A 22,450-nucleotide genomic window follows, 5' to 3' on the forward strand; every position below is an offset into this window, starting at 1 on the left:
CCACATCCCGCCCGCGAAGATCGCGCCCGCCCAGCGCCAGCGTCAGCACGCCCGCCATGCCGAGCAACACCGCCAGCCCGATCAGCATGCTGACCGGCTCCCCCAGGATCAGCCAGCCGAACAGCGCCGCCTGCACCGTTTCCGTCTTCGAAAAGGCGGTGCCGACGATGAAGTTGCGATAGCCAAAGGCCATGATGAGGAGGTTGGTGGCCAGCAATTGCGCCACTGCCGCAACCGCCGCCAGCGCGACAAAGGCAGCGTCCGGCACGGGCAGCCGCGCGCCAGTGAGCGACAGATAGCCGGCAAGGACGAGCAGGACGAGCGGCAGGCCATAGACGTAGCGCACAAGCCCCGCGCCATTGATCGACAGCTGCGCGCGAAGCCGCTGCTGCACGGCCGTGCGCCAGGCCTGGAGCAGGCCGGCGAGCATGGTGGCGGGGATCCAGGCGAGCGCCGGCGTCACGGCGCGTCCGGTAACGGCGGCATGATGCCGGTGATAATTCGAAAGCTAAGCAATTGCCAGCACCCGCCCGTCGGGGCGTGCCTGCGGCTGATGCAGATGGCCGTCATGCGGCGTCACCCAGGCGCCTTTCGCGCCGGTGATCGTGAATGCCTGCCCTCGCGCGAAAGAGCGCTGGTCACTCGGGGTCGCTCAGGCCTTTCCGCCGGGAGCATCGAGCAGAACGTGCAGGTGAGTTGACGTTATGAAACAGCGGTTCGCCAGCGCGCTGATCGTTACCGACCAGGATCGCGATCGCCGCGCATGTGTGTCGCCGCTCGTCCGTTACGAAGACCCCGATCGCGCGGCGACAGCTCTCATTACCATATAAAGATATCTTTATATCTCCATTGACAGCGACCGATCGATGGTGTTGAACAGCCATGTCGAGGTTCCCCATCCCAGGCGTGGCGATGGGGCTAAGACGGGAAGCCGGTGGTGTCCTTCGGGGCAGAATCCGGCGCTGCCCCCGCAACTGTAAGCGGCGAGCGGCGGCTCCAATTCGTGTCACTGGGCTTTGCAACGAGCCCGGGAAGGCCGGAGCCACCGCGTTGACCCGTGAGCCAGGAGACCTGCCTTTCGACGCCAAAACGTTCCTCGGACGGGGGTTCCTCCGGTGGATCGCGCTTGACGAAAGGCCCGTGGTTCATCGCCAGCCGGGTCTGCCTGTGGCTTGCGCGCTCTCGCCTGTGACCTCCGCCCGTTACAAGCAGGTGAGTCATGACGAACAGCGGCTTCACGTTCACGATCAGCAGCATCCCCTTCAACGAGGATTATCGTCCGGCCGACAACACGCGCATCACCACCAATTTCGCCAATCTCGCGCGCGGTGAAAGCCGACGGGAAAATCTGCGCAACACGCTGCGGATGATCGACAACCGCTTCAACTCTCTGGCGCATTGGGACAATCCGACCGGCAACCGCTATTCGGTGTCGCTCCGGATCATCTCCGTTTCGTTGCATGTCGACGGGCAGGAGGATGTCGACGGTTTTCCGATCATCGAGATCCTCGAGACGGCGATCATCGACAAGGCGACGGGCGAGAACATCCCCGGCATCGTCGGCAACAATTTCTCATCCTATGTTCGCGACTATGACTTCAGCGTGCTGCTGCCGGAATATCTGAAGGGGCACCCAGGCGGCGGCGTTCCGGAGGGATTTGGCGACCTGCACGGAAAGCTGTTCCAGCATTTTCTGAATTCGCGCGCATACCGCGGTCATTTCCGCAAGCCGCCCGTCATCTGCCTCAGCGTATCGAGCAGCAAGACCTATCAGCGGTCCACCAACGAACATCCGGTCCTCGGCGTGGAATATACCACCACGGATTATTCCGCGACCGACCGGTATTTCGCGAAAATGGGCATGATGGTGCGCTATTTCATGCCGAAACATGGCGTCGCCCCGCTCGCCTTCTATCACATCGGCGACCTGATCGGCGATTTCACCAATCTGGAACTGGCCAGCACGATCAGCACCATGGAGACATTCCAGAAGATCTACCGGCCGGAAATCTACAATGCCAATTCCGTCGCCGCGCAACATTACCAGCCGAGCCTCAAGTACCAGGACTATTCGCTGACCCGCATCGTCTACGATCGCGAGGAGCGCAGCCGGCTTGCCGTCGAGCAGGGCAGGTTCGCCGAAGAGCATTTCATCAAGCCGCATGGCGCGGCGCTGCAGCGCTGGTCCGCGACCGCCGGCCTTTGATCCTCCCGCACATCACAAGGTATCCATCATGACGACATTGTTGCCGACGACGACCGCGGGCAGCCTGCCCAAGCCTTCCTGGCTTGCTCAGCCCGAAACCCTGTGGTCGCCGTGGAAGCTGGAGGGCGAGGAACTGATCGCGGGCAAGCAGGACGCGCTGCGCCTGGCGGTCGACGATCAGCGGCAGGCGGGGATCGATATCCTGGGCGATGGCGAACAGACGCGCCAGCATTTCGTCACCACCTTCATCGAGCATCTGGACGGCGTCGATTTCGAGAAGCGCGAGACGGTGCGCATCCGCAACCGCTATGACGCGAGCGTGCCGACCGTCGTGGGGGCCGTTTCCCGCCCCAAGGCGGTCTTCGTCGACGATGCGCGCTTCCTGCGTGCGCAGACCGATCAGCCGATCAAGTGGACGCTCCCCGGCCCGATGACGATGATCGACACCCTTTATGACGCGCATTACCGCAGCCGCGAGAAGCTCGCCTGGGAATTCGCCTGCATCCTCAACGAGGAAGCCCGCGAGCTGGAAGCGGCCGGCGTCGACATCGTCCAGTTCGACGAGCCAGCGTTCAACGTGTTCTTCGACGAGGCGAACGACTGGGGGATCGCCACGCTGGAGCGCGCGGCCGAGGGGCTGAAGGCCGAAACCGCCGTCCACATCTGCTACGGCTATGGCATCAAGGCCAATACCGACTGGAAGAAGACGCTTGGCTCCGAATGGCGCCAGTATGAGGAAACCTTCCCCAATCTCCAGAAGTCGGCGATCGATATCATCTCGCTCGAATGCCAGAACTCGCGCGTGCCGATGGATCTGATCGAGCTGATCCGCGGCAAGAAGGTGATGGTCGGCGCCATCGACGTCGCGACCGACACGGTGGAGACGCCCGAACAGGTCGCCGACACGCTGCGCAACGCGCTTCGCTTCGTGGATGCGGACAAGCTCTACCCGGCGACCAATTGCGGCATGGCGCCGCTGTCGCGCGCCGTCGCGCAGGGCAAGCTGAAGGCGCTGGGCGCCGGCGCCGATATCGTCCGCAAGGAACTGGCGGCCTGACCGACCGCCGATGCCGTTCGGCCGGCGCCGTTGGACCTGCTTAGTCGTTCGGCCGGCTGGGTCGTTCGGCCGGCTGGGCCGTTCGGCGCTGACGATGACGCGCCGCGCCGGATGGTCGCCCCGCCGCCGGTGATCCCGCCCCTTCACAAGGCGGCTGGCCCGGCACAAGGGCGTGGGATGCACAAGCAAACCGCCCATGCCCGCGCGGCAAGGGCGAAGCGCACACCGGGATCTTGATCATGAATGCCATCCTCAGCCGCCTACGGATCGACGGCTATATCCTCGCGATCATGGGAATGGTGGCGCTCGCCGCGATCCTCCCGGCCCGGGGCACGGGCAAGGACATGCTAGATGTGGTGGTGCATGCCGCCATCGCCCTCCTGTTCTTCATCTACGGCGCGCGCATTTCCCGCCAGGCGATCTGGACGGGGATCCTGCACTGGCGGCTGCAATCCCTGGTGTTCGCAACCACGTTCCTGGTCTTTCCGCTGCTCGGCTTCGCGATCACGAAGCTGGCCGGCGGGCATCTCGACAATGGCCTCGTCACGGGGCTGATGTTCGTCTCCCTGCTGCCCTCGACCGTGCAATCCTCGATCGCCTTCACCTCGATCGCGCGCGGCAACGTTCCCGCCGCCTTGTGCTGTGCGTCGCTGTCGAACCTGGCCGGCGTGGTCATCACGCCGCTGCTCGCGACCATGTTCCTGAGCGCCGGCGCGGGCGGCATGTCCCTGGAATCGGTGTGGGACATCGCGCTCCAGATCCTGCTGCCGTTCGTCGTCGGCCAGCTCGCGCGGCCGCTCGTCGGCGAATGGCTGAACCGGCAGAAGACGCTGACGATGCTCGTCGACCGCGGCTCGATCCTGCTTGTCGTCTATTCCGCGTTCAGCGCCGGCGTGGTGGCGGGTATCTGGAGCAACGTGACGCCGCAGAGCCTCGCGCTCGTCATCCTCCTCGATCTCGTGATGCTTGCCGCCGTGCTGGTCGCCACCACGGCGGCAAGCCGGCTGCTGCGCTTCTCCAAGGAGGATGAGATCGCCATCGTGTTCTGCGGATCGAAGAAGAGCATGGCGAGCGGGCTGCCGATGGCCAACATCATCTTCCCGGCCAGCGCGGTCGGCCTGATCGTCCTGCCGCTGATGCTGTTCCACCAGATGCAGCTGATGGTCTGCGCCGCGCTCGCCCGGCGTTATGCGCAGCGGGCGGAGGATGCCCTGTCCATCGTGCCCGTCCGGGCGTGACGTCGCTTTCCTGCGCCTGCGCCGGAGGAACGCCTGTTGCGGTGAGGCTGGTGAGCGCCACGATGAAGAGCGCTGACGCCCCATCTTCGTCATCCCGGCGAAGGCGGGTGTCCATCGGCCCAGCGTGCCTTTCCGCGGGGGCCGGCGTTTATGGATCCCCGCCTTCGCGGGGATGACGGCAGAGGCGTTGTTGGTGAACATTCATCTCGGCCGACGCCTGCTTCCTGGATTCCGTGTGGAAGCGGAATGACTGAAAGCGCCCCAGTAGCGGACATTAGCGCGGCGGCGCATACCAGCAGCATGGAAGCCGTTTTCATTCTCCACCACATCCGCTCCGATGACGAGTACGGCGGCGATGCTAAGCTGATCGGTGTCTATCGAACGGAAGAAGGTGCGCAGGCCGCTACAGAGCGGCTCGTTAGCCAACCCGGCTTCGCCGAGCACCCGGATGGCTGGCACATAGACCGGTATGTGATCGACCAAGATCATTGGGAAGAAGGGTTCGGGCTTGCCGAGCCAAACGACGCGCCGAACGTCCGCTAACCACCCAGTTCCGACACGCGCATACCCGTTTCAATCCGCGCCGGGGATGGGGGTGTCTCTTAGCAGGCGGGCGAGGTGGGCTGCGTTGGTGGCGGTCATTGCGGCTGTTTTCTGTACCTTTTCCGGGGTTTCGGGCAGGTCCTTGAAGTCGACCGTGCCCATCGCCTCGCCGACCCAATAGCAGGCAGCGACCGGGGGGATCGTCCAGCCGGTGTCGTTGAGCGCCTGGAACCCCTGCGCCGAGGAAGCGTGCGCGCCATCCTCGTTGCCGACGATCGCCATCACCGCGACCTTGCCATAGCTCGGCATCCGGCCCTGATCGTCGGTTTCCGACAGAAAGGCGTCCATTCGCTCCAGCACGCGCTTCGCGACGCTGCCGATCTGGCCCATCCAGATCGGGCCGGCGAGGATCAGGATATCGTGCGCGAGGATCTTGACGCGGATCGCGGGCCAGTCATCCCCCTCACCCTCGTCGCTGGTGACGCCGGGTTTGACGTTGTGCGCGGCGATGCGGATCGTTTCGGTGAGCGTCACGTCCACCCTGGCGAAGGCGCGTTCGAGCACGCCGATCATCGCGTCGGTGCTGCTTTCGCCTTGTGCCTTCAGCGTACAATTGAGTGCTATCGCCCGGATCGTCATGCCGCTCTCCTGTCGGGAGAGGGGACGCTTGGCGGTTCGTTTTCGATCCACGCATATCGATGCGACGCCGCGAGAGATCGGCGCAGCTGCGCCGACCTCGGGCGATGACGGTCGCGGCAGCCTGAACCCCGGCGCGAGGCCGGGGTGACGCTGTCCTGCGACGCGGCATGCGTTGCGGGAAAGGGCCCGGGAACGGCGCCCGACGCGCTTATTCGGCGGGGACCATCTCCGCGACGTCATTCTCGGCCAGCGCCTTTTGCACGATCAGCCCTTCGCGCTTGGTGCCGTCCGCCGTCACCGGATCATGCGCCACATCGGCGTCGCTGAACGTCTTCGTCCAGGCGGCGAATTCGAGGCAGACGCCGTCGGGGTCGAAGAAATAGACCGAACGGACGAACACGTCGTCGTGCATGTGATCCGACGACTGGCTCGGCGAATCATCATGGTTCAGGATCTTGGTGACGGCGATCCCCTTGGCCTTCAGCCGATCATAATATTCGTCGAACTTCTCGGCCGGCACGTTGAACGCGATATGGTTCATGGAGCCGTGGGCGGAGGTGAAATCGCCCTGGGTGGGCAGCGCGGCAGGGGCGGAAATGCCGGGATGCGCCTGCGCCGCCTGGGGGAACCAGAAAAAGGCCAGGCTGTCGCCATTGCCCATGTCGAAGAAGAAATGCTGCCCGCGCCCGCCGGGCAGATCGATCGTCTTGACCAGCGGCATGCCCAGCACGTCGCGGTAGAATTCCACGGTGCGCGCCATGTCCTTGCACACCAGTGCGAGGTGATTGACGCCCTTAAACTCGAACTGGCTGTTGGTGGCCGGCATCGTCGCTCTCCTTGTGCTATTCATGTTGCAGGCTGAAAGGCGGGCCGCTCCCCCACCCGATCGAACCACGCCGTCACATTGGTGAAGGCCGTATCGAGCGGCTGGCCGACGTTGCGGCCGAAATCGAGAAAGGCGAACAGCAGGATATCGGCCAGCGTGAAGCGGTCGCCGGCGATGTAGCGGCGGCCGGCGAGCTGCGCGTCGAACCAGGCGATCCCGTCCTGCGCCACCGCCTTCAGCCCGGCCGCCGCCTCCGGCAGGCAGCGCATCCGCGACTGGAACATCGGCAGCCCCTCCGACGAGCGGAAGCCGCTGGTGATCGGTTCGCACACCTTGAGATCCGCGCGGCGGGTCCACATGCGCGTTTCCGCCCGTTCCTGCGGCGTCGCGCCGATCAGCGGGGGCGTGGGATGGAGCTCCTCCAGATATTCGCAGATCGCGGTGATCTCCGTCAGGATGCTGCCGTCATCCAGCTCCAGCGCGGGCGTCTGGCCGGCGGGATTGACCGTTTCGTTATACGGCGCACGGCGATTTTCCCCGCCGCGAATGTCGACGGACACCTCAGGGATCGCGACGCCCTTTTCCGCCATGAACAGGCTCACGACGCGGGGATTCGGCCCGACCGAGTTGAAAAACCTCATCCTAAATCCTCACGACTCCATGTAGCGGAACGGCGGCTTTTCGTCAATCTGCTTGACGGTGTCATGCGGGGCGAGGCGCGCTGAGGAAGTCGGCGGCCTTGAACCCTTCCGGCGCGGCGACCTCCGTGATGGGATCGGCGCGATTGTCGAATTCCATCCGCAGCGCGCGGGTGATCACGGCGTGCATGTCATACAGGCAGGTGATGTAGGTGAATTCGAAGATCTGCTCGTCATCCCAGAAGGTGCGCAGCTTTTCGAACACCTGATCGGGCACGCGGCCGCCGGCCTGCGCGAGGCAATCGGCATAAGCGAGTACGGCGCGTTCCTGGTCGTCATAGCAATCCGCCACCGCCCAGTATGGCACGGCGGCGATCTTCTCCTCGCTGACCCCAAGGCCGCGCAAGGACTTGCAATGCTGCGAAAAGACGAACTGGCTGCCCTTTACCCAGCCGGCGCGCGTTTGCCCCAGTTCACGCAGCACGGGGGAGATGCGACGGGCCGGGTGGCGGTACACCGCAAAGCCATCCACGGCATGTTTGAAGATATCCGGCGCCAGCGCATAGACCGTCCACCAATCCCCCGGCGTGCCCGTCGCGGTGCCCGGTTCCGCCACCGGATCGCGATCACCGAACAGGCGCTTGTAATAGGCAAGGACGGTATCGTCCTGGACGTCGGCGAGCGGCACCTGGCGCAAAACGGGCATCAATCGGCTCCTTCAAGCATATTTGCGGAACTGCGCGACGTGCGCGGAATCGAAATATTCATCGAGGCGGGTGATCCGGCCATCGGCCACCTGGCAGACGATCGCGCAGGGCAGGCGGACGCGCTCTCCATCATGGGTGCGCACGCCCTGAAGAACGTGTTGCTGCACGAAGCCACCGGGAAAGACATGGACGCGGCGATCGGCGTAGCTGCGCTCCCCGATGCGGGCGACCATGCCGGTCAGCGTCTGCGCGGTCTGCTCGGGAGTGACGATCAGCTCATCCGTATTGTGCCAGATGGCGGCATCCGGCGCGAAGCTCGCCTGCATGGTGGCGATGTCACCCGCCTCGATCGCATCGAAGAAACGCCCGGCAAAGGCGCGCATCTCATCATCGGTCATCAGGCCTCTCCATCCGTGTGATAGCCGTGCATGTCGGCGCTGACGACGCGCGCCATGCGGAATTGCGCGATCGCGGCGAGCGCGGCGGCGGGCAGCGTGCAGAGCAAGGCGTAGCGCAGGCTTTCCGCGCCATGAGCGGGGGCGATCGCATCGCTGATCATGCCGATCACCAGCGGCCCGCCGCCCAGGCCGACAAGGTTGAACATCAGCAGCAGGATGGCGGAGGCGGTGGCGCGCGCCCGCGGCGGCGTGAGATTCTGCACCAAAGCCAGTGCCGGCGCGACATAGATGGTGCAGGCGACCATCGGCACCAGCATCAGCGCAAGCGACCATTGCCAGCTGTCCACCAGCAGCGCGGCGGCGAAGCTGGGGATCAGCACGAGCGTCGCGGCGCAGGGGACGAGCGCATAGGCCGCGGGCGAGCGGCGCGCGGCCCAGTTCACCAGCGCGCCGCCGCCCCAGATGCCAAGCCCGAAGGTGATGCCGGCGGCGGGCGCGAACCACGTGGCGAGCGCCGACAGCGGCATGCCCTGCGTGCGCATCAGAAAGGCGGGGATCCAGTTCAGCATGCCATAGCTGACAAAGGCGGAGAGCCCGCTGGCGACGGCGAGCATCCTGAGCGAACGGCGGCGCAGGAACAGGGCGAAGCTGGCGCCCATGGGCAGCGCAGCCTGCGGCGCGGCGACGGGCCCGCGCGCGTCCATCTGCCCGCGCGCCGGCTCTCGCACCAGCATCACCAGGAGCGGCGCGGCGACCAATGCGCCGATCGCGCCGATCGCGATGAAGGCGCCGCGCCAGCCGATCGTCGCCGCCGCCCAGCCGCCGAATGCCGCGCCCAGGAACACGCCGAACGGGCCATTGGCGGTGAAGATGCCGATCACCAGCGGCCGGCGGTCGGGCGGGTAATAATCCGCCAGCACCGACAAGGACGGCGCGGTGCCCCCCGCCTCCCCCACACCCACGCCGAAGCGGGCGAGCGCGAGCTGCGCGAAATTGCCGGCCAGGCCGCAGGCGGCGGTGAACACGCTCCACACGGCGCAGGCCGCCGCGATCAGCCGCACCCGGTGCCAGCGATCCGCAGCCATGGCGAAAGGCACCCCCATCAGCGCATAGAACAGGGCAAAGCTGAGGCCGGTCAACAGCCCGAACTGGGTATCGCTGAAGGCCATTTCGGCGCGGATCGGCTCCACCAATACCGACAGCAATTGCCGGTCGACGAAGTTGAGCGTGCCGATCGCGAACAGCATCCACAGCGCCACCGTGCGGTGCGCGGCACCGGGAGAAGCGGCCGCCGATGCGCCCGGCGTCGCGCTACCTGGCGCGCCCCCTGTCGCGCTCTCTGGCGCGCCAGCCGCCCCGGTCTGCACAGCCGTATCGGTCATCCATCCTCCCCGCGCGCGATCCCCGGCCATTTGCCGTGACGATCCGCCTTGACGGGAAGCTTAGATACATAAGGGTCTTTGTCAATCTGGCTGACGATGCCAGTGCCATAAGGGTTTGGGGAGAGGCCGAGGTAACGGCGTTCTTCAAGCGCTGCCCGCGTTTCGGCGAGGCAAAGGCGTTTGATATCGGCGTCTATCGGCTCGTGTTCGACATGTCGCGCTATCCCGATGCGGCGGCGCGCCGTTCTTTCCGGAGATCACCCTCACCTTCCGCGTCACCGATGCCGCCGCTCACTATCATGTGCCGGTGGTCGTGAGCCCCTACGGCTATTCGACATATCGCGGAAATTAGGACGATCGCGGCCGCCACTGGCGACGACGATCGTCCGCATCGGGCCTGTCGCGTTCCGTGCTCTGGAGGGTCGGCCGAGGCACGCTCTTGGACAAGCTGAGGCCGAGCGGATCAGCGTGATCGAAAGCCGCTTTGGCGGCCGCGCGTGCCGGCTTCGTGCCTCAGCCGGATCCCCGCCCGCGCCGGAAGAGGTGGCGAATGGCGCGCGCGTCAGGGCGGTGCGCGCAGCCTGGCGCGCCGGACACTCCGGCAATCGAAAGTAGATGGTTTGCACTCCCGACCGCCGCGAGGTGCGCGCGGATCGGGCATGATTCGCCTGAATCAAACACGAAACCATCCATCGGGGTAGCTGGGAAAAATGCGTAGCTTTGCAAAAACGATCGGCGGCACCGCCAAGACCGACACGATAAAGGGAAGCAGCCTCAACGATCTTATCCGCGCGATGGCGGGAGCGGATCAGGTCGAAGGGGGCGACGGAGACGACGACATCTATGGCGGCGACGGGGATGACTTCCTGCGCGGCGGCAACGGGATCGATTTCCTTTACGGCGAACTGGGCAACGACAAGCTGGACGGTGGGCGCGGCGCGGACCGGCTGATCGGCGGCGACGGCAACGACACCATCACCGGCGGTGACGACGGCGACACGATCGACGGCGGCCTGGGGCATGACACGATCCTGGGCGATGCCGGCAACGACATCATCTACGCCGGCGACGGGCGCGACTATCTGGACGGCGGCTATGGCGACGACATCATCTATGCCGGCGCTGGCGACGACGGCTTCGTCAACGAGATCAACCCGGCGACGGGCAAGCTGACCACCCAGGCGGTGGGCGGCGGCGCCGGCAACGACACCATCTATGGCGAGGCCGGGAACGACAAGCTGAAGGGCCAGTCGGGCAACGACAAGGTCTATGGCGGCGACGGCAACGACCGGGTCGACGGCGGCGACGGCGACAATCGGCTGGAAGGCGGCAGCGGCGACGACATCATCTCCGCCGAATATGGCGTGGACGTGCTGCTGGGCGGCGACGGGCGCGACAACATGCAGGCCGGCGCCGGCAACGATTACATGGAGGGCGGCAACGACGCCGACAACATGAACGGCGAGGCCGGCAACGACCAGATGTTTGGCGACGCGGGCGACGATTACATGCTGGGCGGCGACGGGGCCGACCGGATGCACGGCGGAACAGGCGTCGACAAGCTGCTGGGCGAACTGGGCGCGGACCAATTGTGGGGCGATGCCGGCGCGGACTGGTTCGTCTTCAAGGGCGCGGGCGCGCTGGACGGCGGCGACACGATCATGGATTTCGAGAACGGGATCGACCGGATCGTGCTGGAGAAGCTGGGCGTCAAGTCGTTCAGCAGCAGCGGGGCGCCAGGCACGGTGTTCGCGCACGACCTGGCCAACGGCGATGTCGCACTGGACGTGGTGACATCAAGCGGCGCGGAATTCACCATCCAGCTTGCCGATCCGCTGGGCACGCTGAACGCGGCGCATCTGTCGTCGGCGGACTTCATCCTGGTCTGACCGAAGTGTCAGGGGACGGGTCAGGCCTTGTGGCTTGATCCGTTCCCCTGAGCCTGTCGACGGCGACCAGGCCCGGCCAGCGCGGGGGAACCGGTGCGCATCGCGCCGCGGAATGCCCTCAGAACTTCACGCCCGCCTCGATCGCGATGTTGCGCGGGGGCTCCACGAACAGGATCGCACGGGGCACCGCGGTGATCGGTGCGGGGAGCAGGAAGGCGCTGCCGGTGGTGAGCTTGTCGGTCAGGTTGCGGCCGACAAAGGCCACGTGCCAGCGCTCGTCCTGCGGCCCGAACTGGAGCCGGAGATCGAGCTTCGCAAAGCCGCTCTGATAGCCATAGAGCGGACTTTGGTTGTCCGAATTGTAGAAGCCCGAACGACCACCGACGATGGCATTGCCGTCGATCTTGTAAGCATCGCCCACGTCGATCCGGCCGTGCACCGCGACATTGCCGGTGAATTTCGACGTATAGGGCAGGCGCACCCCGGCGAGGTTGTTCGCCTGGATACTGGCGGGCGAGGCCGGGTTGCACTCCGCGATCGGCTGCGTGGCGAGGCAGGCGGCACCGGGATAGTCATCGTATTTCACGTCCTGATAGGCGCCGGACGCGGTGATGTCGAAATAGCGGCTGGGCGCGACGCGGAGCGACCCTTCGATCCCGCGCGAGGTGGCCGCGGCGGCGTTGCCGACCTGATAGGTGGAGATCACCGGATTGTAGACGGAAGATTGCAGGTCAGTGAACTTGGTATCGTACACCGACACGTTCGCCGAAACGCGCCCGTCCGCCAGTGTCGCCTTCACCCCCGCTTCCCAGTTGCGCGAGCGTTCGGGGAGATAGACGAAGGTCGCATCGGTCGTGCCATAGGTGTTGGACACGAAGCCGCCCGATTTGGAGCCGCGGCCGTACACGGCATAGATCATCAGATCGCGCGTGATGTCGTACTGCAGCGTCACCGACGGATCGGTCAGCCCTTCGCGGATCGACTGGTCCGCGGTGGTGTTCACCGGGCGCAGCGCATAGGGGCCGTAGCGCAGGCGGCCGCCGAACGTGCCGTCCTTATGCGTGTTGGTGTAGCGCAGGCTGCCGATCACGCGAAATCCGTCGAACGGGCGCAGCGTCGCCTGGCCGAAGACGGAGATGGAGCGCGCCTTCTGCCGGAAGTTGGTTTCCATCAGGCCGAAATAGTTGAGCGCGGCGATGTTGAATCCGCCAAGCTGCGTCAGATTGTAGCGCGACGTATCGTAATAGGCGCCAAGCACATATTCGAGCGTGCCGCCGCTGGGCGACAGGAGGCGGAACTCCTGCGAGAACTGGCGGAACCGTTCCGGGTACATATTGTAGACCGAACTGGGCGTGATCGCGCCGGTGGGCGTTTCCTGGTCGAAGTAATTGGTGACGGAGCCGTTGAACCAGGAATAGCCGGTGATCGAGGTGAGCGTGTGATCGCCGATGCCGATGTTCGCGGTGACGGAGCCGAGCACGGAACGGTTGCTGGACTGTTCCTCCCCCAGCGGGCCATTGTCGATATAGCGCGTGCGCTTCACCTGCTGGCGCGTGGTGACCGGGCTGGACACGCCAAGGCCGCCGCTGCGATCCTGATTGGTGAGTTCGAGTTTGCCGGAAATGTCGACATTGGCGGCCGGCTCCCACCGTGCGCTGATCCGGAAGAGCTGGAGCTGGTTGTTGGGTTCGTCCTTGCTGTTGAACCGGTTGAACAGATAACCGTCCTGATCCTGAATACGGGCGGCGACGCGCAGGCCAAACGTGTCGCTCAATGGCCCGGAGACATAGCCGGTGAGGTCGATGCCGCGCAGGTCGAAATTGTAGACGCCGGTGACGGAGCCTTCGAATTCCTTGGTCGGCCCGGCGGAGACGACGCTGACCGCGCCGGCGGGCGTGTTCTTGCCGTACAGCGCGCCCTGCGGCCCGCGCAGCACCTCCACCCGGGCGACATCGAAGAACGGGTTGAGCGCCTGGCGCACGCGGCCGGCATAGACGCCGTCGACATAGACGCTGACCGCCTGGTCAAAGGAGAAGTTCTGCGGCGGCGAACCGAAGCCGCGGATGTAGATGGTGTCGTTGCCGTTGGTCTGCTGCACGAAGACGTTGGGAACGTAATTCTGCACCGCTTTGAAGTCGGTCGCCTGGAAGGCGTCGATGGTTTCACCGGTGACCACCTCCATGGAGATCGGCACGTCCTGCAACCGCTGCTCGCGGCGCTGCGCGGTGACCACAATGTCGCCGCTGGTGCCGATACCCTCGACACTGGCCGGGCTGGCGCTGTCGGTGGCGGGTTCGGCCTGGGTGGCGGCGGTCGCCTGCGAGCCGGTCGATTGCGGCGTGCCGGGCAGCGGATCGGCGGAGGGCGCGGGTGTCGGCGTGGGTGTCGGCGTGGGTGTCGGCGGGGGGCTGGCAGTGGACGCTGCCTGCGCGCCAGCCTCGGCCGCGGCCTGCGTGCCCAGCACCAGCGCCGCCGCGGTGGACGCCGCCAACAGCGCACGGACCGTGTGTGTCATATCCCCTCCTCGCTCCCGTCCGGCCTTGACGATGGCCGATCCTTGACGTTTCACTTAGGCTACTAATTAATTTAGTAAGTGTCTAGGGGAGAGCGATGATGGCCGGATCGATCGGGGAAACCGTGCTGGGCGATTATCTGTGCACGGTGGATTTCCACGTCGCCGGCGGCATTCTGGCGCTCGGCACGTCGCCGTTCGGGGAGCGCAGGATCGGCTATGTCACCGGTGGCAGCTTCGCCGGGCCGCGACTGTCGGGCATGGTGCTGCCGGGTGGGGGTAACTGGTCTGTGGCGGGGCGGCTGGACGATGATCGATCGGTCGGCACGATGGATGCCCGCGCGATCTGGCAGACCAACGACGGCGCGCTCATCCATGTGAGCTATGGCGGGCGCAGCGTGATCCCGGATGATGTGCGGGCGGAATTTGCCGATCCCGCGCGGGCAGGCGCGGTCGATCCGGCGCGCTATTACCTGCGCATCGCGCCCGTGTTCGAAACCGCGCATCCGGGTTATGCCTGGCTGAACGGCATTCTGGCGATCGGGGTGGGCGAGCGCACCGACCAGGGCGCGCGGCACCGCCTCTACACAGTTCGATAAGGCCGCAAGTCCGATCGGGGCGCGGCCAGAGGGAGAGGAACGGGAATATGATCGTGCTTCATGGCGGGCCAACGCCCAATGCGCGCAAGATCGCCATCGCGCTGCTTGAGATGGGCCTTGAATGGCGGCTGGAGGACGTGGACATCCTGGCCGGCGACCAGTTGACGCCCGAGTTCCTGGCGCTGAACCCCAACAACAAGACGCCGGTGATCGTGGACGAGGACGGGCCGTCGGGCCGGTTCGTCCTGTGGGAAACGGGCGCTATCCTCCTTTACCTGGCCGAAAAGACAGGACGCTTCCTGCCGGCCGATCCCGTGGCGCGGGCGATCTGCTGGCAATGGCTGATGTTCCAGGTGTCGGGCGTCGGCCCGATGTTCGGTCAGGCAGCGCATTTCGGCTTCTACGCGGCGGAGCGGCACCCTTACGCCATTGAACGCTACACGCGCGAGGTGGATCGCCTGTTGCGGGTATTGGACGGGCAGCTGGCCAAGACCGAATGGGTGGCGGGCGGCGAATATACGATCGCCGACATGGCCATGCTGCCCTATCTGCGCCGGCCGGTGGAGGAGCAGGCGAGCCGCTATCCCCATGTCGCGCGCTGGGGCCAGGCGATGCTCGCCCGACCGGCGGTGCGTGAGGGCATGGCGCTTGGCATCGCGCGGCCCGAGACGATCGAGGGCGGGCTGGACGGCTTCACCGACGAGCATCGCTCGATCCTGTGAGGGGAGCGCCAGCACGCGGCGCGGTGAAGATATCGCCGCGGCTTTGCCGGACGGCGCAGCTGAGGACGTGCTTGTCCGCGCGTCCGGCGTCTGCGGGATCTTTGACCTGTCGAGTTTGTCGGATCCTGGATCCCCCAGGGCGGAATGACGTGGCATATGGTCAGCCTGCGCGTTCGCGCACCTCCCGCACCCGGCCAGGATAACGGCGGAGGTCGGCGCCTCAGTCGCCGCGCACCGCGGCGTGCATGGCGTCGCCGAACATGTTGGACCATTCCGCCTCCGACAGCTTCTGGTGGCGGCCGAGATATTTGTCGGGCGCTTTCAGATCGGCGCGGGCGGTGGCGCGCTGCACGGCAGGGCGGGCGGCGATCGCCTCGTACCAGCGGCGGGTGGCGGGGCGTTCCGATCCCTGCCGGCCCATGACAAAGGCAGACGCCTGCCCCGGCCACACGGCCATGTCCGCGATCGTATATTCCTCGCCTGCCAGATACGGGCTTTCCGCCAGCCGGTTTTCCAGCACGGCCAGCAGGCGATCATATTCGCGGGTGTAGCGTTCGACGGCATAATCCTGGTCCGCCGGGGCATAGCGCAGGAAATGGCTCGCCTGCCCGCCCATCGGGCCGAGTGCGGCGACCTGCCACGTCAGCCACTGGATCGTGCGGCTGCGCAGCGGGCCGGCAGGCGCCAGGAACTGCCCGGTCTTTTCGCCGAGATATTGCAGGATAGCGCCGGACTCGAACACAGGCAGCGGAGACTCTCCAGCGCCCGGATCATGATCGACGATCGCCGGCAGCTTGCGATTGGGATTGATCCGCCCGAAGCCGGGGCGAAGCTGATCGCCCTCGAAGATGTCATAGGGAATGATCCGGTGCGCCAGACCGGTTTCCTCCAGCATCAGGGCCACCTTCATGCCATTGGGCGTGGCGCAGTAATGAAGGTCGATCATGCCTCTGCCTCGTCGATCCAGCGGGTGAGAATGGCGGTGGTCGCCGCCGGCGCCTCCAGCATCGGCAAGTGGCCGACGCCGGGTAGCGTCTCCAGCCGTGCCCCAGGCATGGCGGCAAGCATGTCGGCCTGCTGCTCGGCGGTGGTGATGCCATCGCCCGTGCCGCGGATCAGCAGGGCGGGCACGGTGATGCGGCCAAGCGAAGGGCGGCTGTCGATCCGGCCCATGATCGCGCGCTGCTGCCGCAAAAAGGTATCCGCGCCGGTATCGGCCGCCATGCGGCGCGCGGCGCCAAGCAGGACGGGGTCGTCGCGCCGGTCGGGCGGAAAGAGCATGGGGATACGCTCCTCGATCACCTGCTCGAAGCGACCGGCGGTGACGAGATCGATATAACCCTGTCGCCGCGCCGTCTGCGCCGGGCCGTCCGCACTGGCCAGGGTGGCGACGAGCGCGAGGCGCGCGACACGGGGCGCGGCGCGGCGCATCACCTCCATGGCGACAAAGCCGCCCATGGCATGCGCGACGAGCGCGAAACGGGGCGGCGCGGCGGCAAGCAGGCGATCCGCCATGCCGGCGATCGTGTCATCCTGCGTGTGATCGGCGTGGCGCACGTCTCGATCCGCCCAGGCGGCGCGTTGCGGCGCCCAGCTTTCCGCCGTCAGGAGCTGGCCGGAGGCGAGCATGACGGGAAGCCTGCTCATGCCGGTGCCACCACGTTCAGCAGCGGCGCGCCGGCTTCCAGGCGCCGGACATTCTCTGCCGCGGCGGCGAGGCTGCGGGCGAGCGTCTCGGGCGTCTGCCAGGCGACATGCGGGCTTACGACGAGATTGGGCGCGGCGAGCAGAGGATCGTCCGGGGACACCGGCTCGGTCGCGAACACGTCGAGCCCGGCGCCGCGCAGGTGACCGCTGGCGAGCGCGCGGGCGAGCCGCGCCTCGTCCACCAGCCCGCCACGCGCGACATTCACCAGCACCGCGCCGCGCTTCATCGCCAGCGGATCGACCATGTGCCGCGTTTCGGGCGTGAGCGGCACGTGCAGCGACACGACATCCGCCTCGGCGACCAGGGTATCGAGCGGCAGGCGGCGATACGGCACGTCATGGTCGCTGCGCGCGGCATAGACGATTTGCGCCCCCAAAGCCGCAAGGGCGCGCGCCAGCCGCGAGGCGCTGGCGCCCATGCCGACCAGGCCGACCGTGCGCCCGGCCACCTCGCCCAGGTCACCCAGCACATGATCGGGCACCGCCCATTCCCCGGCGCGCGTCGCCGCATCGAGCGCCACCGTGCGACGCAGCACCGCCAGCAGCAGCGCAAGCGCGCTTTCCGCCACCGCCTGCGCATTCACGTCCGGCATGTTGCAGACGGCGATGCCGCGCGCGGCGGCGGCATCGAGCGCGACCGTGTTCACGCCGACGCCCAGCTTCTGGATGAGGCGCAGGTGCGGGGCGGCGGCGATGGCGGCGGCCGACACGGGGTGGAGGACGTGGAGCAGCACCTCCGCCTCGCCGAGCGCACCGCCCGGCCCGATTGCGGTGACCGCGCCGGGGCCGAAGGCGGCAAGGATCTGCGCCTGAAAACCGGCGCCGGGGTGCGTGTCGATGACGATCCTCAACGCGCGCCTCCCGCGGGCGAGAGGCGGGCGGCGATCGGGGCGGCAAAGGCCGATGCGCCGGCGAACGCGGCCTGTGCGCCCATGGCTTCCTCGATTCGCAGCATCTCGTTCCACTTCGCCATCCGCTCGGACCGGGTGAAGGAGCCGACCTTGAACTGGCCTGCGTCCCAGCCGACCGCGAGATGCGCGATGGTCACATCCTCCGTCTCGCCCGAACGCGCCGACACGATCGTGCCCCAGCCGTGCGCGCGCGCCGCATCCAGCGCGGCCTTCGCCTCCGTCACCGTGCCGATCTGGTTCACCTTGATCAGCGCCGCGTTGCAGGCGGCGGCGGCGGCGGCGGCCTCGACCCGCTCGGCGCGGGTGACGAGCACGTCGTCGCCAATCACCTGCACCGTGCCGCCGATCGCCCCGGTCACGGCGGCCATGGTGGCGAGATCGTCCTGCGAGGCGGGATCCTCGATCGAAAGAATGGGATAGCGCCGCGTCCAGCCGATCACCGTTTCCGCCATCGCCGCACCATCCATGACGCGATCGTCCAGCGCCAGGCGATAGCCGTTACCATCGCCGAATTCATTGGCGGCGATATCGAGCGAGATGAACACATCCTCGCCCGGGCGATGCCCCGCCGCCTCGATCGCGCGGGTCAGCACGTCCAGCGCCTGTTCGTTGGAGGAAAAGCTGGGCCACCAGCCGCCCTCGTCCGCCACGCCGGCGAGCGGGGCGAGATCCGCCATTAACCGGCCGGCGGCGCGATACACGCCTTCCGTGATCTCCAGCGCGCGGCGGAAGCTGCCGGCGTGCGGGGCCATCACCATGAAATCCTGAATGTCGGTGCGCCGTCCGGCATGCGCGCCGCCGCCGAAGATCTGGATCTCGGGAAGCGGCAGGCGCACCGCGCGATCCTGCGCCAGCCAGCGCCAGACGGGCACCCCCTCCCCCGCCGCCGCCGCGTGAAGCGCCGCCATGGACACGGCCACCACGGCATTGCCGCCGAGCCGCTGCTTGGTCGGCGTACCGTCCAGCGCGGCCAGGGCCGCGTCGACCGCCGCCTGATCGCGCGCGTCCATGCCGGCGAGCATGGGGGCGATTTCCCGCGCAACATTGGCCACCGCATGCGCGACCCCCATGCCGCCGAACGCCGCGCCGCCGTCGCGCAGGTCGATCGCCTCATGCGCGCCGCGCGATGCGCCGGCGGGGGCGATGGCCCGCCCGACTGCGCCATTCGCCAGCCGCACCTCGGCCTCCACCGTCGGCCGGCCGCGCGAATCCCATAGCTGGCGGGCAAGAACGGTGGTGATTGCGTGGCTCATCGTGGCTCCCATCGGGCGATCAGATCGGTGACATCGGGCGTCTCCCCCGTCAGCAGCGCCACGGCGCGGGCGCGAACCAGCGCGCGGGCGGCATCGTCGAGATAGGGCGCCGGCGACTTTCCCTCGACGCGGGCGAGGAGCAGCGCGGCGACCAGCGCCCCGGCGCGGTCGGCAAGCGGGCCGGCTTCCTCCCAACGGACCCCGGCGAGATAATGCGTGGCGAACTGATGTGCCGATTGCGCCAGCGCGGCGCGGTGCTGCGGCAGCCAGACCTGCTTCAGCAACAGGTGCGTGGTGCAGAAGGCAAGGTCAAAGGCCGGGTCGCCGTATACCGCGCACTCGGCATCGAGGAACACGCCGCCCGTCGGGCCGACCAGGATGTTCTTGGGGCTGACATCGCCATGGACCAGCGCGATGCGCCGCTGCGCCAAGGCATCGGCGATGGCGTGCAGGCGCGCAGCCACCTCCGGCACCCGATCGGCGGTCGTGCGGAAAAAGGGCGCGATGCGCAGCGCATCGAACAGCGCGGGATCGCCGAAGTCGCGCGCCACGCCTGCCTCGCCAGCCGTATCGGCGTGGATGCGGGCAAGCGCGGCGCCGAGGCCGGCGGCAAAGGCCGGATCGACCCGGCCGGCGACCAGCGCGTCCCGCCAGACCGGGTGCCGCGCCGGATCGAGCCAATCGAGGACGAACAGGTGATCGGCCGGCGAATGCGCCACCACCACGGGCACCAGCGCGGGATCGATCAATGCCACGCGGCGAAGCCACGCGACCTCGTTTTCCGCGCGGCTGACAGGGGCGAGCCACTCGGCGGCGACGCGCAGCTGCGGCAGCGCGCGCTTCACCACCAGCGGGGGCCGGCCCGGGATGTCCGCGCGCCACACGTCGCACGAAACGCCGCCCGACAGCGCCGTCAACGCAACCGGCGCCCCCTCCGCCACCAGCCCCAGCCGGCGCAGCGCGGCAAGCGTGGCGGCGTCGGCGATCATGCCTTTTGTTCGATCCAGGCCGCCATCAGATCGGCGGCGGTATCGCGATGCGCCTCCGAATCCTCGAAGTAATGCGCGCCCTTCACCAGTTGAAGTTCCTTGTCCGCGGACCCGATGTGATCGAAGATCTTGCGCGCATCGCTGGGAAACACACCGGTGTCGGCGGTGCCCTGCACCACCAGCGCCGGCGTATCGAACTTGGCGAGATGCGGCGCGCCCTGACACGGTGAGGTTTCGAGGCTCCACATGTTGAGCCAGGTGCGAAGCGTGTTGGCGCGGCCGATCGAGGGCGTGCGGTTCGCCACCGCCGGATCGCCGCGATAGCAGCGGCGCGGCGCGCGGTCTGACGGATCGAGCGACGGGTCCATGCACCTGAGATCCCCCCAGCAGCGGAACAGCGCGAAGAGGCGGTCCGGCACGCCGGCCGCGTTCAGCCGGGCAAGCTCCGCCTTGGCCCAATCGGTGATCCGCTGGTTGCGCGCGCGCTGCGCGGCGCGATACCGCTCGACGAACTGGGGCGCATAGGGCGGGCCATTGTCCGGGTTGAAGGGATCGAGCGCCGGGTCGGTCGCCACCGGATCGAATTCGTCCACCACCGACGCATCCATCCAGTCGGTCAGCACCTCCGGCCGGCCCTGATGCGCGTTCAGCGAAATATAGAGATCCGCCTTGATGAGCTGCGCCAGCGCGTCCTCGCCGGCGGGCGGCAGGGCATGGCCAAGCGTGGGGGCGATCGCCTCCGCCTGATAGGCGCCCATCAGCGATCCGCCGCCGGAATTGCCGAGGATCACGATCCGCTCGACCCCCGCCTCCTCACGCAGCCAGCGCATGCCCACGCCGATGTCGAGCAGGGCATGTTCGAGCAGGAACTGATCCTCGAAGCCGCGATAGCGGGTGTTCCAGCCGAGAAAGCCATAGCCGCGACGGGCGAAATAGGGCGCGATATAATGTTCGCTGAAATCGACGTTATAGTGCGTGGCGATCACCGCCGTTCTGGGCCGTCGGCCGGCCGGCGCATAATAGATGCCCTGGCACGGGTGCCCGCCGGCCTGGATGCGCGGCGCGGTGGGCGACACCTTGCCGATGAAGGTCACGTCCAGCCCATCCACATCGCGTCGATCCATGCGACCCCTCCCCTTGTCCTGTTCGTCGCCGGCGGTGCCTTTGCCCGCTCAGCCCTGTGGTGCCTCGTGCCTGCCCGTTGCATCCGCGAAGCTGATGGAGACGGGCGCGCAGCCGGCGATATCCAGCGTGAAGGCGTCGCCGGGGCGCGCCGGCAGCACCGGGCCGAGCGCCCCCGTCATGATGATCTCGCCAGCGCGCAGCGGCTGGCCCCGCCCGTCGGCATGATGCGCCAGCCAGCCCAGCGCGGCGAGCGGCCCGCCCATGGTGGCGCCCCCGATCCCCCGCGATTCCACCACGCCGTTGCGCGCGAGCGCCATGGTAAGGTCGGCCAGTTCATGCAGCGGAACGGCGCGCACCGGCTCGCCCAGCACCACGCCCCAGCCTGAGGCATTATCCGCCACCGTATCGAACAGACGCACGTCCCAGCCGGCAATCGCGCTGTCGACGATCTCCAGCGCGGGCATGAAATGGTCCACGGCGCCGGCCGCGTCCGCGGGATCGTCCACGTCGCGGCCGAGCACCAGCGCGATCTCGCCCTCGACGCGTGGTGCGATAAGTGGCCGGGCGATGGTGTCGCCGCCGCAAAAGCGACAATCGGCCCAGAGCCATCCGCTGTCGGGCTCGTCCACGCCGAACTGGCGCTGGGCGGCGGTGGAGGTCAGCCCGATCTTGCGGCCGATCGTTTGCCCGCCAGCAGCACGGCGCGCGGCGGTGGCGAGATCCTGCACCCGATAGGCATCGGCGAGGCCAAGCGCGGGATGATCGTGGCGCGGCGGGGCGATCGGCACGCCGCTGGCACGGGCGGCGGCGAGGCGCGCGGCGAGATCGGCGTGCACGCTCATGCGCCAGCCCCGGAGAGGCTGGCCGGGGACAAATTCGCCGGCGGAAACTGGGGCGCGCGGCCGAGCTTGCCGGGCAGATCGCGCCCCAGCACGCCGCCGAGCCATCGCGCAGCCTCGATTGCCAGCGCCCGGTCATAGCCGGTGGCGATGTTCGACCGATCGAGCAGGTAGAGCACGTCCTCCGTCGCGACATTGCCCGAAGCGCCCGGCGCGAAAGGACAGCCGCCCGTGCCGCCAAGGGAGGCGTCGATCACCCGCGCGCCCGCC

At 67.3% G+C, this 22,450-nt stretch carries 22 protein-coding genes, 2 pseudogenes and 1 riboswitch; of the genes and pseudogenes, 8 read left to right on the forward strand and 16 right to left on the reverse strand.

Translation table 11 applies throughout. The features are described from left to right. Positions 1–463 (reverse strand): annotated as a pseudogene (locus AX702_RS20420) (EamA/RhaT family transporter); the annotation flags it as partial. Between the two features lie 408 nt (positions 464–871). Continuing rightward, positions 872–1,093, forward strand: a riboswitch (cobalamin riboswitch). 126 nt (positions 1,094–1,219) lie between these two features. Between AX702_RS20420 and AX702_RS20425 the strand changes: the two are divergent. The 4 genes from AX702_RS20425 to AX702_RS20440 all read left to right on the forward strand — a co-directional run bounded on the left by AX702_RS20425 (position 1,220) and on the right by AX702_RS20440 (position 5,044). Further along, positions 1,220–2,206, forward strand: a complete 987-nt coding sequence (locus AX702_RS20425) for a DUF1852 domain-containing protein (protein WP_066782209.1) — start codon at positions 1,220–1,222, stop codon at positions 2,204–2,206. 28 nt (positions 2,207–2,234) lie between these two features. Beyond that, positions 2,235–3,263: a methionine synthase gene (locus AX702_RS20430; RefSeq protein ID WP_177179193.1), complete on the forward strand. Its 1,029-nt coding sequence runs from the start codon at positions 2,235–2,237 to the stop codon at positions 3,261–3,263. Positions 3,264–3,502: 239 nt separating this feature from the next. Continuing rightward, positions 3,503–4,501 carry a bile acid:sodium symporter family protein gene (locus AX702_RS20435; protein WP_197420706.1) on the forward strand — a complete coding sequence of 333 codons (999 nt, stop codon included), beginning with the start codon at positions 3,503–3,505 and terminating at the stop codon, positions 4,499–4,501. Between the two features lie 246 nt (positions 4,502–4,747). Next, positions 4,748–5,044, forward strand: a complete 297-nt coding sequence (locus AX702_RS20440; RefSeq protein WP_231731982.1) for a DUF7336 domain-containing protein — start codon at positions 4,748–4,750, stop codon at positions 5,042–5,044. 30 nt (positions 5,045–5,074) lie between these two features. Here the strand turns inward: AX702_RS20440 and AX702_RS20445 are convergent, their stop codons facing one another. The 6 genes from AX702_RS20445 to AX702_RS20470 form a co-directional block, all read right to left on the reverse strand. Beyond that, positions 5,075–5,683 carry a flavodoxin family protein gene (locus AX702_RS20445; RefSeq protein ID WP_066782212.1) on the reverse strand — a complete coding sequence of 203 codons (609 nt, stop codon included), beginning with the start codon at positions 5,681–5,683 and terminating at the stop codon, positions 5,075–5,077. Positions 5,684–5,891: 208 nt separating this feature from the next. Next, positions 5,892–6,509 carry a VOC family protein gene (locus tag AX702_RS20450; RefSeq protein ID WP_066782213.1) on the reverse strand — a complete coding sequence of 206 codons (618 nt, stop codon included), beginning with the start codon at positions 6,507–6,509 and terminating at the stop codon, positions 5,892–5,894. 20 nt (positions 6,510–6,529) lie between these two features. Next, a complete protein-coding gene (locus AX702_RS20455; RefSeq protein ID WP_066782214.1) occupies positions 6,530–7,150 on the reverse strand; it encodes a glutathione S-transferase family protein in 621 nt (206 codons plus the stop codon). 61 nt (positions 7,151–7,211) lie between these two features. Then, entirely contained in the window at positions 7,212–7,853 is a 642-nt protein-coding gene (locus AX702_RS20460; protein ID WP_066782215.1) for a carboxymuconolactone decarboxylase family protein, read from the reverse strand. A 12-nt stretch (positions 7,854–7,865) separates the two neighbouring features. Beyond that, positions 7,866–8,252: a nuclear transport factor 2 family protein gene (locus tag AX702_RS20465; RefSeq protein WP_066782216.1), complete on the reverse strand. Its 387-nt coding sequence runs from the start codon at positions 8,250–8,252 to the stop codon at positions 7,866–7,868. Continuing rightward, positions 8,252–9,634, reverse strand: coding sequence for a spinster family MFS transporter (locus AX702_RS20470; protein WP_066782217.1), 1,383 nt, complete (start codon positions 9,632–9,634; stop codon positions 8,252–8,254). Before AX702_RS20470 ends, AX702_RS20465 begins: the two co-directional genes overlap by 1 nt. A gap of 256 nt (positions 9,635–9,890) precedes the next feature. On the opposite strand from AX702_RS20470, the gene AX702_RS23075 reads away from it, so the two are divergent. Together AX702_RS23075 and AX702_RS20480 are read left to right on the forward strand one after the other, a co-directional pair. After that, positions 9,891–9,986, forward strand: a complete 96-nt coding sequence (locus tag AX702_RS23075) for a hydroxyisourate hydrolase (protein ID WP_231731984.1) — start codon at positions 9,891–9,893, stop codon at positions 9,984–9,986. A 358-nt stretch (positions 9,987–10,344) separates the two neighbouring features. Next, on the forward strand, positions 10,345–11,523 hold the full coding sequence (locus tag AX702_RS20480; RefSeq protein WP_066782219.1) for a calcium-binding protein: 1,179 nt from the start codon (positions 10,345–10,347) through the stop codon (positions 11,521–11,523). Positions 11,524–11,641: 118 nt separating this feature from the next. Here AX702_RS20480 and AX702_RS20485 read toward each other — a convergent pair whose 3' ends face one another. Next, positions 11,642–14,038, reverse strand: coding sequence for a TonB-dependent receptor (locus tag AX702_RS20485; RefSeq protein WP_066782220.1), 2,397 nt, complete (start codon positions 14,036–14,038; stop codon positions 11,642–11,644). Between the two features lie 98 nt (positions 14,039–14,136). Between AX702_RS20485 and AX702_RS20490 the strand changes: the two genes are divergently transcribed. Continuing rightward, on the forward strand, positions 14,137–14,634 hold the full coding sequence (locus AX702_RS20490; RefSeq protein WP_197420707.1) for a DUF3237 domain-containing protein: 498 nt from the start codon (positions 14,137–14,139) through the stop codon (positions 14,632–14,634). Positions 14,635–14,681: 47 nt separating this feature from the next. Beyond that, positions 14,682–15,356 (forward strand): glutathione S-transferase family protein, encoded by a 675-nt coding sequence (locus AX702_RS20495; protein WP_066782222.1) that lies wholly within the window; start codon positions 14,682–14,684, stop codon positions 15,354–15,356. A 220-nt stretch (positions 15,357–15,576) separates the two neighbouring features. Here AX702_RS20495 and AX702_RS20500 read toward each other — a convergent pair whose 3' ends face one another. The 8 genes and pseudogenes from AX702_RS20500 to AX702_RS23520 form a co-directional block, all read right to left on the reverse strand. Beyond that, positions 15,577–16,302, reverse strand: coding sequence for a glutathione S-transferase N-terminal domain-containing protein (locus tag AX702_RS20500; protein ID WP_066782223.1), 726 nt, complete (start codon positions 16,300–16,302; stop codon positions 15,577–15,579). Then, entirely contained in the window at positions 16,299–17,003 is a 705-nt protein-coding gene (locus AX702_RS20505; protein WP_082746402.1) for an alpha/beta fold hydrolase, read from the reverse strand. The genes AX702_RS20500 and AX702_RS20505 overlap by 4 nt, the downstream gene beginning before the upstream one ends. Beyond that, positions 17,000–17,914: an NAD(P)-dependent oxidoreductase gene (locus AX702_RS20510; protein ID WP_231731983.1), complete on the reverse strand. Its 915-nt coding sequence runs from the start codon at positions 17,912–17,914 to the stop codon at positions 17,000–17,002. The genes AX702_RS20505 and AX702_RS20510 overlap by 4 nt, the downstream gene beginning before the upstream one ends. Continuing rightward, positions 17,911–19,227 carry a phosphopyruvate hydratase gene (gene eno, locus AX702_RS20515; protein WP_066782225.1) on the reverse strand — a complete coding sequence of 439 codons (1,317 nt, stop codon included), beginning with the start codon at positions 19,225–19,227 and terminating at the stop codon, positions 17,911–17,913. The genes AX702_RS20510 and eno overlap by 4 nt, the downstream gene beginning before the upstream one ends. Continuing rightward, on the reverse strand, positions 19,224–20,216 hold the full coding sequence (locus AX702_RS20520) for a phosphotransferase family protein (RefSeq protein WP_066782226.1): 993 nt from the start codon (positions 20,214–20,216) through the stop codon (positions 19,224–19,226). Before AX702_RS20520 ends, eno begins: the two co-directional genes overlap by 4 nt. Continuing rightward, on the reverse strand, positions 20,213–21,340 hold the full coding sequence (locus tag AX702_RS20525) for an alpha/beta hydrolase (protein WP_066782227.1): 1,128 nt from the start codon (positions 21,338–21,340) through the stop codon (positions 20,213–20,215). Before AX702_RS20525 ends, AX702_RS20520 begins: the two co-directional genes overlap by 4 nt. A gap of 48 nt (positions 21,341–21,388) precedes the next feature. Further along, positions 21,389–22,183, reverse strand: a complete 795-nt coding sequence (locus AX702_RS20530) for a 2-keto-4-pentenoate hydratase (protein WP_082746403.1) — start codon at positions 22,181–22,183, stop codon at positions 21,389–21,391. Then, positions 22,180–22,450 (reverse strand): annotated as a pseudogene (locus AX702_RS23520) (hydroxymethylglutaryl-CoA lyase); the annotation flags it as partial. The pseudogene AX702_RS23520 and the gene AX702_RS20530, both read right to left, overlap by 4 nt.

This window comes from Sphingomonas sp. CCH5-D11 (genome assembly GCF_001557395.1).
Classification (GTDB): domain Bacteria; phylum Pseudomonadota; class Alphaproteobacteria; order Sphingomonadales; family Sphingomonadaceae; genus Sphingomonas.